This is a genomic window from Streptomyces sp. NPDC107498 (assembly GCF_055582805.1).
Genome location: NZ_JBVJPE010000007.1, coordinates 183,781 through 196,618, shown reverse-complemented (window position 1 = coordinate 196,618; position 12,838 = coordinate 183,781). Strand labels below are relative to the sequence as shown.

Annotated in this window: 10 protein-coding genes; all 10 read right to left on the bottom strand. The window is 72.3% G+C overall.

Going from position 1 to position 12,838, the window contains the following annotated elements:
• Positions 1 to 77: 77 nt before the first annotated feature.
• From ACZ66Z_RS15240 to rsmH, 10 genes are read right to left on the bottom strand one after another with little or no spacing between them, the layout of a single operon-like run.
• Positions 78 to 881, bottom strand: a complete 804-nt coding sequence (locus tag ACZ66Z_RS15240; RefSeq protein ID WP_469934436.1) for a cell division protein FtsQ/DivIB — start codon at positions 879 to 881, stop codon at positions 78 to 80.
• 26 nt (positions 882 to 907) lie between these two features.
• Positions 908 to 2,002, bottom strand: coding sequence for an undecaprenyldiphospho-muramoylpentapeptide beta-N-acetylglucosaminyltransferase (gene murG / locus ACZ66Z_RS15235; RefSeq protein ID WP_093876545.1), 1,095 nt, complete (start codon positions 2,000 to 2,002; stop codon positions 908 to 910).
• A gap of 6 nt (positions 2,003 to 2,008) precedes the next feature.
• Positions 2,009 to 3,349, bottom strand: coding sequence for a putative lipid II flippase FtsW (gene ftsW, locus ACZ66Z_RS15230; RefSeq protein WP_469934435.1), 1,341 nt, complete (start codon positions 3,347 to 3,349; stop codon positions 2,009 to 2,011).
• Between the two features lie 55 nt (positions 3,350 to 3,404).
• The gene (gene murD / locus ACZ66Z_RS15225; protein ID WP_469934434.1) at positions 3,405 to 4,844 is read right to left on the bottom strand and encodes a UDP-N-acetylmuramoyl-L-alanine--D-glutamate ligase; all 1,440 of its coding nucleotides are present in this window, start codon (positions 4,842 to 4,844) and stop codon (positions 3,405 to 3,407) included.
• Positions 4,826 to 5,896: a phospho-N-acetylmuramoyl-pentapeptide-transferase gene (mraY, locus tag ACZ66Z_RS15220; RefSeq protein WP_093876542.1), complete on the bottom strand. Its 1,071-nt coding sequence runs from the start codon at positions 5,894 to 5,896 to the stop codon at positions 4,826 to 4,828. The genes murD and mraY overlap by 19 nt, the downstream gene beginning before the upstream one ends.
• Positions 5,893 to 7,317 carry a UDP-N-acetylmuramoyl-tripeptide--D-alanyl-D-alanine ligase gene (locus ACZ66Z_RS15215; RefSeq protein ID WP_469934433.1) on the bottom strand — a complete coding sequence of 475 codons (1,425 nt, stop codon included), beginning with the start codon at positions 7,315 to 7,317 and terminating at the stop codon, positions 5,893 to 5,895. The genes mraY and ACZ66Z_RS15215 overlap by 4 nt, the downstream gene beginning before the upstream one ends.
• A 4-nt stretch (positions 7,318 to 7,321) precedes the next feature.
• A complete protein-coding gene (locus tag ACZ66Z_RS15210) occupies positions 7,322 to 9,013 on the bottom strand; it encodes a UDP-N-acetylmuramoyl-L-alanyl-D-glutamate--2,6-diaminopimelate ligase (RefSeq protein ID WP_469934432.1) in 1,692 nt (563 codons plus the stop codon).
• 16 nt (positions 9,014 to 9,029) lie between these two features.
• On the bottom strand, positions 9,030 to 11,039 hold the full coding sequence (locus ACZ66Z_RS15205) for a peptidoglycan D,D-transpeptidase FtsI family protein (protein ID WP_469934431.1): 2,010 nt from the start codon (positions 11,037 to 11,039) through the stop codon (positions 9,030 to 9,032).
• 7 nt (positions 11,040 to 11,046) lie between these two features.
• Complete coding sequence (gene ftsL, locus ACZ66Z_RS15200; protein ID WP_469934430.1) at positions 11,047 to 11,709, bottom strand: cell division protein FtsL; 663 nt, start codon at positions 11,707 to 11,709, stop codon at positions 11,047 to 11,049.
• Positions 11,706 to 12,662: a 16S rRNA (cytosine(1402)-N(4))-methyltransferase RsmH gene (gene rsmH, locus ACZ66Z_RS15195; RefSeq protein ID WP_469934429.1), complete on the bottom strand. Its 957-nt coding sequence runs from the start codon at positions 12,660 to 12,662 to the stop codon at positions 11,706 to 11,708. Before rsmH ends, ftsL begins: the two co-directional genes overlap by 4 nt.
• Positions 12,663 to 12,838 lie beyond the last annotated feature (176 nt).

Genomic DNA, 12,838 nt, shown 5'->3' with positions numbered 1-12,838 from the left:
CCTCCCGTTTTTCTTTTCACCCTATGTGATCACCCGTAGCGGTGGCCAACCAGGGTGCTGGCCAGCGGAGATGGCCGTCAACTTCCGGACGAGGCGGGCGCCGTGGGGGCACTTACGTCGAAGTGCCCCGCTTTGGGACTCGCCTTCATGAGGGCGGTCAGCACCCGGGCCTTGGCCGGCCCGTGCTCACCACTGCCCCAGAGGACCGTTCGACCCCCGGCAAGCTCCAGGGTGACGGAGTCGTACGAGGTGACGCGCACGACACGAGTGTCCCGGACGATTTCCGGCGGGAGTTCGCCACGGACGCGGACCGCCTCGCGGAGCAGCCGGTCCGCGCCGAAGCGGCGGAGGCTCGGCGAGGCGGCGCTGTCGAGGACCAGCCGGGGGACGCCGCGGGGGGCCGTGTCGACGAGGGCGAAACGCACGCCCATGGAGTCCACTTCGGTGAACTTTCCGCCCTTTTCGACCAGCAGAACGGGCTGCCGTTCCGTCACTTTCAGCTCGATTCCGTGCGGCCATGACCGCACGACGTCGATCGACTCGATCCGCGGCAGCCCCTGCCGGAGCCGGGCCTCGATCGCGTCGGTGTCCACGGTGACGAGCGGGGCGCCGATCGGGACGGCGGCGACCGCCTCGACCTCGGCCGGCGTCAGGACCCGGGTGCCGGAAGTCTTCACATCTTCCACACGGAACCAGGACGATCCGTAGAGCGCCCAGACCCCGCCGACCACGAGCACGACGACGCCGAGGGCCACGAGGAGCAGCCGGGGGGCGGGCACCCGGAACCTTCGATTCCGGGTACCGCCGCCGGGCGGCCGCTCCGACGACCCCTTCGACTTGCTGGTACCGCTCTTCTCCGCGGTCGTCGGTCCGGCTGCCACCCGGCGCCTCCTGCCCTCAGCCGCCGCTACGCCTGGCGGCGGGCGGCGATCGCCTCGTACACCATGCCGACGAGCAGGTCGTCGGCGTCCCGGCGGCCGAACTCGGCGGCGGCGCGGGACATCTCGTACAACCGGTGCGGATCGGCCAGTACGGGCAGGACGTTGCCCTGCACCCACTGCGGCGTCAGCTCCGCGTCGTCGACGAGGAGCCCACCGCCCGCCTTGACCACCGGCTGGGCGTTGAGCCGCTGTTCGCCGTTGCCGATGGGCAGCGGGACGTACGCGGCGGGCAGCCCGACGGCGGAGAGCTCGGCGACGGTCATCGCGCCCGCGCGGCAGAGCATCATGTCGGCCGCGGCGTACGCGAGATCCATCCGGTCCACGTACGGTACCGGCACGTAGGGCGGCATACCGGGCATGTTGTCGACGCGCGGCATCTCGTTCTTCGGGCCGACCGCGTGCAGGATCTGGATGCCGGAGCGCTGGAGCACCGGGGCGATCTGCTGGATCACCTCGTTGAGCCGCCGGGCGCCCTGGGAGCCGCCGGAGACCAGCAGCGTCGGCAGGTTGGGGTCGAGGCCGAAGGCGGCGCGCGCCTCGGGCCGCATCCGCGCCCGGTCGAGGGTCGCGATGGTGTGCCGCAGCGGGATGCCGATGTAACGGGCGTTGCGGAGCTTGCTGTCCGGGGTGGCGACGGCGACCCCGGCCGCGTACCGCGAACCGATCTTGTTGGCGAGCCCGGGCCGGGCGTTGGCCTCGTGGACCACGATGGGCACCCCGAGGCGCTTGGCCGCGAGATAGCCGGGCAGGGCCACGTAACCGCCGAAGCCGACCACGCAGTCCGCCTTGGTGCGCTCCAGGACCTGCTCGGCCGCCTTGATCGTGCCGCGCAGCCGTCCGGGGACGGTGATCAGCTCGGGGGTGGGCTTGCGGGGCAGCGGTACGGCGGGGATGAGCGCCAACTCGTAGCCCCGCTCGGGCACGAGCCGGGTCTCCAGACCCTTCTCCGTGCCGAGCGCCGTGATCCCCACGCTGGGGTCCTGCCTCCGCAGGGCGTCCGCGAGGGCCAGCGCGGGCTCGATGTGGCCGGCGGTCCCCCCGCCGGCGAGTACGACATGCACCGAAATTCACCGCTCTCCGGACGGGCGCTTCTTGACGCGCCGTCGCATCGACTTCCATCTCTTCCCGGCCCGCCTGCCCCAGCCGGGGCGACGCATGGCCAGGGCCGCTTTCGCGGCGGGTTCCTGTCGCGCGAAGGCGATGAGGAGCCCGACGGCGAACATGGTCGGCAGCAGGGCCGACCCTCCGTAGGAGAACAGCGGGAGCGGGACACCGGCGATCGGCAGCAGGCCGAGCACCGCACCGATGTTGATCACGGCCTGAGCCGTGATCCAGGTGGTCACACCTCCCGCGGCGAACCTCACGAAGGGGTCCTCCGTGCCTCCGGCCACGCGGATACCCGCATAGCCTAGAGCCGCGAACAGGGCGAGTACCGACAGCGTCCCCGCGAGACCCAGTTCCTCACCGGTGACCGCGAAGATGAAGTCGGTGTGCGCTTCGGGGAGTTGGCCCCATTTCTCGATGCTCGCACCGAGTCCGGAACCGAACCACCCGCCCGAGGCCAGAGCATAGATTCCGTGCGCGGCCTGGAGACAGGGGGCTCCCTCGCCACCGGGGTCGGTCGCGCCGATGCAGTCGAAGCGCTTCATCCGGTTCGAACTCGTCTTGATCAGCAGCACGCCGATCGCCCCGGCCACCGTGAGCACGCCCACGAAGAGCCGGGTGGGCGCCCCGGCCGTCCACAACAGGCCGAAGAGGATGGCCGCGAGGATGATCGAGGTGCCCATGTCGCCGCCGAGCATGATCAGTCCGAGCAGCATGAAGGCCCCGGGGACCAGCGGCACCAGCATGTGCTTCCACTGGGTCAGCAGCCGCATGTCCTGCTTGCGCGCGAGCAGGTCGGCCCCCCACAGGATCAGCCCCAGCTTGCCGAACTCGCTGGGCTGGAGCTGGAAGGGGCCGCCGAGCGAGATCCAGTTCTGGTTGCCGTTGACCGCGTGCCCTATCCCGGGGATCTGGACGAGGACCATCAGGAAGACCGCGCCGGCCAGGATCGGGTAGGCGAGCGCCCGGTGCAGCTTGACCGGCATCCGTGAGGCGACCAGGAGCAGCCCGGTGCCCAGGAGCGCGGCGAAGAACTGCTTCCGGAAGAAGTAGGAGGGCACCAGGTCGTAGCGGAGCGCCGTGATCATCGAGGCGGAGTAGACCATCACGAGGCCGAGCGTGGTGATGAGCAGCCCCGCGCCGATGACGACGTAGTACGCCGTCAGGGGCCGGTCCCAGGCCTTGCGGAGCCGCTCGTAGGCCCCCCGAACGCCGCCTCCGCGCGCCCGCCGCGGGGTCGCGGGAGCCCGCCCTCCGCCGCGTGCGGCGGAGGGCCGGCGTGTCCCGACGATCTTGCTCGGCATGGTCGCTGTCCCCTCCAGTCGTGCCCGGTCCGGCCGGACCCTCCCGCTGGTCGGGTCAGGCGTCCCCGGTGGCGGCGAGGGCGCGGACGGCGTCCGCGAAGGCCTCGCCCCGCTTGTTGTAGTTGGTGAACATGTCCATCGAGGCGCAGGCCGGGGCGAGCAGGACCGTGTCTCCCGGGCGGGCGAGCCGGGCCGCCTCGCGGACCGCCTCGGACATCGCCCCAGTGTCGGTCCGGTCGAGGTCCACCACCGGGACCTCCGGGGCGTGTCGCGCCAGGGCTTCCCGGATCAGGGCGCGGTCGGCGCCGATCAGGACGGCCCCGCGCAGGCGCTTCGCCGACCGCTGGACGAGCTCGTCGAAGGTCGCGCCCTTGGCGAGGCCTCCGGCGATCCAGACGATCGGGTCGTAGGCGGCCAACGAGGCTTCGGCGGCGTGGGTGTTGGTGGCCTTGGAGTCGTCGACGTACGCGACTCCCCCGACCTCCTCGACCAGTTCGATGCGGTGCGGGTCGGGCCGGAAGGCCTTCAGGCCGTCCCGTACGGCCTTCGCCTCGACGCCGAAGGCGCGCGCGAGGGCGGCGGCGGCGAGGGCGTTGGCGATGTTGTGCGGGGCCGGCGGCTGGACGTCGGAGACCTCGGCGAGCTCCTGGGCGTTCTTCTGCCGGTTCTCGACGAAGGCGCGGTCGACGAGGATGCCCTCGACGACGCCGAGCTGCGAGGGGCCGGGGGTGCCGAGCGTGAAGCCGATGGCCCGGCAGCCCTCCTCCACGTCGGCCTCGCGCACCAGGTCCTCGGTCGTCCGGTCGGCGACGTTGTAGACGCAGGCGACCCGGTTGCCCTCGTAGATCCGGCCCTTGTCGGCGGCGTACGCCTCCATGGAGCCGTGCCAGTCGAGGTGGTCGGGCGCCAGGTTGAGCACGGCGGCCGAGTGGGCGCGGACGGAGGGGGCCCAGTGGAGCTGGTAGCTGGAGAGCTCGACGGCGAGCACGTCGTACTCCTGCTCGCCGAGGACGGCGTCGAGCAGGGAGACGCCGATGTTGCCGACGGCGGCGGTCCTGAGGCCGGCCGCCTCCAGGATGGAGGCGAGCATCCGCACGGTCGTGGTCTTGCCGTTGGTGCCGGTGACCGCGAGCCAGGGCGCCGCTCCGGGGCCGCGGAGCCGCCAGGCGAGCTCGACGTCGCCCCAGACCTCCACGCCCGCCTCGGCGGCGGCCGCGAAGAGGGGCTTGTCGGGCTGCCAGCCGGGGGTGGTGACGATCAGCTCGGTGCCGGTCGGCAGGGTGGCCCCGTCGCCGAGGCGGACGGTGATGCCCTCCGCCTCCAGCTCCGCGGCCTGGGACCGGGAGCGCTCGTCGTCGCCGTCGTTGACGACGGTCACGAGCGCGCCGCGGGCGTGCAGGACGCGGGCCGCCGGGATGCCGGAGACGCCGAGTCCCGCGACGGTGACCTTCTTGCCGTTCCAGTCGGGCTGTTCTGTCACTTTTCCGATGCCCATCCCGCGTAGAAGAGGCCCAGGCCCACGATCACGCACATGCCCTGGATGATCCAGAACCGGACGACGACCAGGACCTCGGACCACCCCTTGAGTTCGAAGTGGTGCTGGAGGGGTGCCATCCGGAAGACGCGCTTGCCGGTCATCTTGAACGAGCCGACCTGGATGACCACGGACATCGTGATCAGCACGAACAGGCCGCCGAGCAGGGCCAGCAGGAGCTCCGTACGGGAGCAGATGGCGAGACCGGCGAGGGCGCCGCCGAGGGCGAGCGAGCCGGTGTCGCCCATGAAGATCTTGGCGGGCGAGGTGTTCCACCAGAGGAAGCCGAAACAGGCTCCCATCAGCGCGGAGGCGACGACCGCGAGGTCGAGCGGGTCGCGGACCTCGAAACAGGCGTTGGGGTTGGTCAGCGTCACCGCGTTGGCACAGGACTCCTGGAACTGCCAGAGCCCGATGAAGGTGTACGCGCCGAAGACCATCACCGAGGCACCGGTGGCCAGGCCGTCCAGGCCGTCCGTCAGGTTCACGCCGTTGGACATGGCCAGGATCATGAAGAGCGCCCAGACCACGAAGAGCACCGGGCCGATGGCCCAGCCGAAGTCCGCGATGAAGGAGAGCTTCGTGGAGGCGGGGGTGAGCCCGCGCAGGTCCGCGAACTGCAGCGCGAGCACGGCGAAGGCGATGCCGACGATCAGCTGCCCGGCCATCTTCGCCTTGGCCCGCAGACCGAGCGACCGCTGCTTGACGATCTTGATGTAGTCGTCGAGGAAGCCCACCAGGCCCATGCCGGCCATGAGGAACAGCACCAGGACGCCCGAGTACGTCGGGTCCTCGCCGGTGATGACCTTGGCCAGCGCGTACGCGATGAGCGTGGCCAGGATGAAGGAGATGCCGCCCATGGTGGGCGTGCCCTTCTTCCCGGCGTGACCGCGCGGGCCGTCGTCCCGGATGAACTGCCCGTACCCCTTGCGCGCAAGGAGCTTGATCAGCAGCGGCGTGCCGATCAGGGTCAGGAAGAGCCCGATGGCCCCCGCGAAGAGGATCTGCCTCATCGGCCGGTGACCTCGCCCTCGGTGTCGAGGAGCGCCAGCGCGACCTGTTCGAGACCGACCGACCTGGAAGCCTTCACAAGGACGACGTCCCCCGGGCGCAGCTCACTGCGCAACAGGTCGACAGCCGCCTGCGCGTCGGACACGTGCACCGACTCCTCACCCCACGAACCCTCGTTATATGCGCCCAGTTGCAGCCAGGACGCTTCCCTGCCCCCGACCGCGACGAGCTTGCTGACGTTGAGCCGGACGGCGAGCCGTCCGACCGCGTCGTGCTCGACGAGCGATGCGTCACCGAGCTCGGCCATCTTGCCGAGCACCGCCCACGTACGAGCCCCTCGGGCCTGTGCGGCCCTGCCCATGGCCGCGAGCGCGCGCAGGGCGGCTCGCATGGACTCGGGGTTCGCGTTGTAGGCGTCGTTGACGATCGTCACGCCGTCCGGACGCTCGGTGACCTCCATGCGCCAGCGCGACAGGGTGCCGGCCTCGGAGAGCGCGGTGGCGATCTCTTCGACAGGCATGCCCAGCTCGTGCGCGACGGCGGCCGCTGCGAGCGCGTTCGACACGTGGTGCTCACCGTACAGGCGCAAGGTCACGTCGCTGCACCCGGTGGGTGTGTGAAGCCGGAAAGAGGGCTGTCCGGTCTCTGTGAGGTGGACGTTCTCGGCCCGTACGGCCGCTTCGTCCGCTTCGCCGAACAGGGTCACGCGGGCCTTGGTGCGGCTCGCCATGGCGCGGACGAACGGATCGTCGGCGTTGAGGACCGCGATGCCGCCGTCCTCGGCGGACGGCAGGGACTCGACGAGCTCGCCCTTCGCCTGGGCGATCTGCTCCCGGCCGCCGAACTCGCCGATGTGGGCGGTGCCCACGTTGAGGACGAGGCCGATGCGGGGCGGGGTGAGCTCCGTGAGGTAGCGGATGTGGCCGATGCCGCGGGCGCCCATCTCCAGGACCAGGTGCCGGGTCTCGTCGCTCGCGCGGAGCGCCGTGAGCGGCAGGCCGATCTCGTTGTTGAGCGAACCCGGCGTCCACACGGTGGGCGCGTGCCGGTCGAGGACCTGGGCGATCAGGTCCTTCGTGGAGGTCTTGCCGGCCGAGCCGGTGAGGGCGACGACATCGGTGCCGAGCCGTTCCACGACCGCGCGGGCGAGGGCCCCCAGCGCGGCCTGGACGTCGTCGACGACGATGGCGGGGACGCCGACGGGGCGGGCGGCGAGCACGGCCGCCGCTCCCGCCTCGACGGCGCGCTCCGCGTAGTCGTGGCCGTCGACGCGCTCACCGGCGAAGGCCGCGAAGAGGCTGCCGGCCCGCACCTCGCGGGAGTCGATGACGACGGGCCCGGTGATCCGGGTGGCCGGATCCGGTATGTCGTGCGCCTGCCCGCCGACGATTTCGGCGATCTCGGCGAGGGAGAGGGCGATCACTGCTTCATCCCTGACTGTTCTCGTGGCTGGCTTCGGCGCCTTCGTCCGCCGGGGCGGCCGGGGCGTTCTGTTCGAGGATCGCCGCGCGCAGGACCTCGCGGTCGTCGAAGGGGCGGACGACCCCGGCGGTCTCCTGGCCCTGCTCGTGGCCCTTGCCGGCGACCAGGACGGTGTCGCCGGGCCGCGCGCGGGCGACGGCGGCGGCGACGGCGGCGGCCCGGTCGGGTTCGACCAGGACGTGGCCGCGCTCCTCCGCCGGCACCTCGGCGGCACCGGCGAGCATGGCGCCGAGGATCACCAGGGGGTCCTCGGAGCGGGGGTTGTCGGAGGTCAGGACAGCGGTGTCGGCGAGCCGGGCGGCGGCGGCGCCCATCGGGCCGCGCTTGGTGGTGTCCCGGTCGCCGCCGCAGCCGATGACCACGTGCAGCCGGCCCTCGGTGACCTCGCGCAGGGAGCGCAGGACCGATTCCACGGCGTCCGTCTTGTGCGCGTAGTCGACGACCGCGAGGTAGGGCTGGCCGGCGTCGACCCGCTCCAGGCGGCCCGGGACGCCGGGGACGGCGGCGACCCCCTCGGCCGCGGCCTTCGGGTCCAGGCCGGCGGCGGCGAGGGTGGCGATCGCGGCGAGGGTGTTGGCGACGTTGAACGGGCCGGGCAGCGGGGCGGTGGCCGGAATCCGCTCCCCCTCGGGGCCGACGGCGGTGAACGTCGAGTCGTGGGAGCCGAGGACGAGGTCCTCGGCGCGCCAGTCGGCCTCGGCGCGGCCCTCGGCGGAGAAGGTGACGACCGGGACGGTGGCCTCCGCGACGAGCCTGCGGCCGTACGCGTCGTCGAGGTTGACCACGCCCAGGCGGCTGCGCGCGGGTGTGAAGAGCCCGGCCTTGGCCTGGAAGTAGTCCTCCATGTCGGAGTGGAACTCCATGTGCTCCGGGCTGAGGTTGTTGAAGACGGCGACGTCGAAGACGCAGCCGTCGACCCGGCCGAGCACCAGGGCGTGGCTGGAGACCTCCATGGCGACGGCCTCGACGCCCCGCTCGCGCATGACGGCGAAGAGCGCCTGGAGGTCGGTGGCCTCGGGGGTGGTGCGCTCGGACTTGATGCGCTCGTCGCCGATCCGCATCTCGACGGTGCCGACCAGGCCGGTCCTCCGGCCGGAGCCGCGCAGCCCGCCTTCGACGAGGTACGCGGTGGTGGTCTTCCCCGAGGTGCCGGTGATGCCGATCTGGAGGAGGTCCTCGCCGGGGCGTCCGTAGATCGCGGCCGCGAGTTCGCCCATCCGGCCGCGCGGGTTCTCCACGACGAGGACCGGGAGGCCGGTCGCGGCGGCGCGCTCGGCTCCCGTCGGGTCGGTGAGGATCGCGGCGGCTCCGAGCCCCGCGGCCTGGGCGACGAAGTCCGCGCCGTGCGCGCGGGCACCGGGCAGGGCCGCGTACACGTCCCCGGGGCGCACGGCCCGCGAGTCGTGCGTGATGCCCGAGATCTCGGCGTCCTGCGGGGCGTCGACCCCGAGCTGCGCGGCCAGGTCGCCCAGGGGTGTGGGGCGGGCCTGCTCCGGCCGGGGTGGGGCGTTTCGGTACTGATCAGCGTGTGGCACGGCGGTGAGCGTACCGGGCGCACCCTGTGCGGGGCCAAAAGAGCCCGGGGCCTCGCCGGAGTTCGATTTCCGGTTCCCGGAATGGGGGGTGATCGTTGTCACTGGTGCTCCCGGAGTGTCACGGGGTGGGTTCGAAGGTGACCGGCAGTCGGGCGGGTGCGCTGCCCGTCGGGGCGACGTGGAGGGTCTTCAGGGCGAACTCCATGACCTTCTTGTAGATGGGTCCGCAGATCTGGCCGCCGAAGTAGTTGCCCTTGGTGGGGTTCTGGATGGAGCAGTAGACGGTGATCCGAGGGGCGTCGGCGGGGGCGAAGCCGGCGAAGGAGGCGGTGTATCCCTTGTAGCGGCCGAGTTCGGGGTCGACGCGGTTGGCGGTGCCGGTCTTGCCCGCGACGCGGTAGCCGGGGATCGCGGCCTTGGTGCCGGTGCCCTCCTCGTCGCCGACGACGGACTCCAGCATCTGCGCGAGGGACTTGGCGGTCTTCTCGCTGACGACCCGGGACTCCTTGGGCGCGGCGGCCGCGGCGAAGCGCCCGTCGGGCCCCTTGGTGCCGCGCACGAGGGTCGGCTCGATCCGTACGCCTCCGTTGGCGATGGTCGAGTAGACGGAGGCGGCCTGCATGGCGCTGACGGAGAGTCCCTGGCCGAAGGGGATCGTGTACTGCTGCGAGGTGGACCAGTCCTGCGGCTTGGCGAGGATGCCCGGCGTCTCCCCCGGGTAGTGCAGGCCGGTGGGGCTGCCGATGCCGAACTTGCGCAGGTAGGAGTGGAGGATCCGGTTGGACTCGGCCTGGGTGGAGCCGAGTTGGCCGGTGGCGAGGATGGTGCCGATGTTGCTGGACCTGGCGAGGACCCCGTTGAGGGTCAGGTACCAGGTCTTGTGGTCGACGTCGTCCTTGAAGAGCCGGTCGCCGCGGTGGAGCCGGTTGGGGACGGTGACGTGGGTGTCGGGGGCGGCCTTGCCCTCCTCCAGGACGGCGGCCATGGACATGATCTTGCTGGTGGAGCCGGGCTCGTAGGCGTCCTGGAGGGCGGCGTTGCCCATGGCGGCGGAGTTGGCGGCGGAGAGGTCGTTGGGGTCGAAGCCGGGGGCGTTCGCCATGGCGAGGACCTCGCCGGTCCGGGTGTCCTGCACGACGACGTAGCCGCGGTCGGCCTTGGACTTCTCCACCTGCTCGGTGATGGCCCGCTGGGCGGCCCACTGGATGTCCCGGTCGATGGTCAGCTCGATGTCGGAGCCGGGGACGGCGGGGGTGCCCTGGGAGCCCGCGGTGGGCACCTGGCGGCCGCCGGACTGGGTGAAGCGGATCTTGCCGTCCTTGCCGGCGAGTTCCCGGTCGAGCATGGACTCCAGGCCGCCGGCGCCGCGGCCCTCGGCGTTGACGTATCCCAGTATCCCGGCGGCGAGTTCGCCGTTCGGGTACACGCGCTTGGTGCTGGGCTCGCTGAGGACGCCGCCGAGGAGGTTGATCCCGTTCCCGCCGACGGCCTGGGCCTTCTGCCCGTAGACCCGCTTGAGGTCCTTGATCTGGTTCCAGACCTGCGGGGTCTGCTTGCGGGCGAGCAGGGTGTAGCGGGACTTGGGGGTGCGGAGCTTCTTCGCGAGCTCGGCGGGCTGCTTGCCGAGGATCGGGGCGAGGAGCGCGGCCGCCTGCTCGGGGGCGTCGACGGTCTTCGACTCCTCGCGGGTGAAGAGCTTGGGGTCGGCGGTGATGTCGTACGCGTCGACGCTGGCGGCGAGCGCGATGCCGTTGCGGTCGGTGATCTCGCCCCGCTCGGCGGAGAGCGTGTACTCCTGGAAGCGGTACTTGTCGGCCTTGGCGGCGTACGCGCTGGCGTCGACGGCCTGGACCTGGAGCAGCCGCACCACGAAGACCAGCATGACGAGGGTCAGGCCGAGGGAGATCAGCCGCAGCCGGGGCCGGGGGTTGCCGAGCCGGATGGTGCGGGGCTGCCGGGCCGGGGGCCGGGCCGCGGGCCGCTTCGCCGCCGGGCGCGGAGCGGGCCGGGACGGACGGGCTCCGGACGGACGGGCTCCGGGCGTCCGGGCCCCGGCGGAGGCGGGCCGGGGGCGGGCGGGCCGGGCGGGACCGGGGACGCGACGGCCCGGGGGATCCTTGGGAGGCACTGCTCGGTCACCTGCCGAAGGGTGGTAGGGGCTCGGGTGCGGGCGCCGTCCGCGTCTGCTCGGTGCCGGCGGGACCCGGGCCGGCGGGAAGGACGCCGGTGGGGCTCCCGCCGGTGGGGAGGGCGCCGGTCGGACCCGTGCCGGTGTGCGCCGGGGCCGTTCCGGTGCCGGCCCGGCTCTCGAACGTACCGGGGGTCACGGGGAGGCCGGAGGTGCGGGTGGTGTCGGTCCGGGTGGCGGGTGCGGCCCCGGAGGTCACCGGGGGCTTCGGCGCGGGCGTCGGCTTCGGGGTCGGCTCGGGGGCGACCGCGACCGAGGGCTCGCCCAGCACCTTGCCGTCCGGGCCGAGGAAGGCGGGGCTGCCGCCGGGGACCATGCCGAGCTCGCGGGCCCGCCGCTCCAGGGCGTCGGGGGCCGCGTAGTCGTCGACGTCCCGCTGGAGCGCCTGCTCCTCGTCGGTGAGCTCGGTGGTCCTGTCCTTGAGCTCGTTCAGTTTGAAGGAGCCCTGGTTGAGGGCCGAGTTCAGCAGGAGCAGGCTGATCAGCCCGCCGCCGAGCAGGACGACGACGAGCAGGACGAAGGGGGTGCGGGCGGCCGAGCTGGGCCCCGACGGCATGAGCCGGCCGAGCCGCTCGGCCCGCCCTTTGAGGGGCCCCTTCGCCGTGCTCACAGGACGTCTTCCCGGATGCGCTCGACGCCCCGGAGCCGGGCGGGAGCGGCGCGCCGGTTCTCGGCGACCTCCTCCTCCGTGGGCAGCTCGGCGCCCCGGGTGAGCAGCTTCAGCCGGGGCTGGTACTTCTCGGGGACGACCGGCAGCCCGGGCGGGGCGGTGGTCGCCGCACCGGCCGCGAAGACGCCCTTCACGATCCGGTCCTCCAGGGACTGGTACGACAGGACGACGACCCGTCCGCCGACGGCGAGGGCCTTCACGGCGGCCGGGACGGCCTTCTCGACGCTGTCGAGCTCGTGGTTGACCTCGATGCGCAGGGCCTGGAAGGTGCGCTTGGCCGGGTTGCCACCGGTGCGCTTGGCGGCCTGCGGCAGTGCGTCGCGGATGAGCTCGACGAGCCGGGCGCTGTTGGTGAAGGGCTCCTTCTCGCGCTCGCGCACGATCGCGGAGACGATCCGCTTGGCCTGCTTCTCCTCGCCGTACGCGCGCAGGATCCGGACCAGCTCGCCCGCTGGGTAGGTGTTGAGGACCTCGGCCGCGCTGATGCCGGTCGTCTGGTCCATGCGCATGTCGAGCGGGGCGTCCTGGGCGTAGGCGAAGCCGCGGTCGGCCTCGTCCAGCTGCATGGAGGAGACGCCCAGGTCGAAGAGGACGCCGTCCACCTTCGGGATGCCGAGCCGGTCGAGGACCTCGGGCAGCTCGTCGTACACGGCGTGGACGAGCGTGGCCCGGTCCCCGTACGGGGCGAGCCGCTCGCCGGAGAGCCGCAGGGCCTCCTTGTCGCGGTCGAGGGCGACGAGCCGCGCCTCGGGGAACCGCTCCAGCAGGGCCTCGCTGTGGCCGCCGAGACCCAGGGTGCAGTCGACGACGACCGCGCCGGGGCGCTGCAGTGCGGGGGCCAACATGTCCAGGCACCGCTGGAGCATCACCGGGACGTGTCGGTCGTTGCTCAATGCGCCCTCTCAGGTCCGGCGCGGAGGCACGTACCGCGGGCGGAGGCCGAGCCGGAGGTACCGCCGCACACACGGGGGGAGAAACCGCGGGAAATCGCTCGTTGTCTCCGTGAACTCCGCGTCACTTTAGTCCACGGGACCCGCCGGTCAACCAACCGACTGGCGCGTCGCCCGGC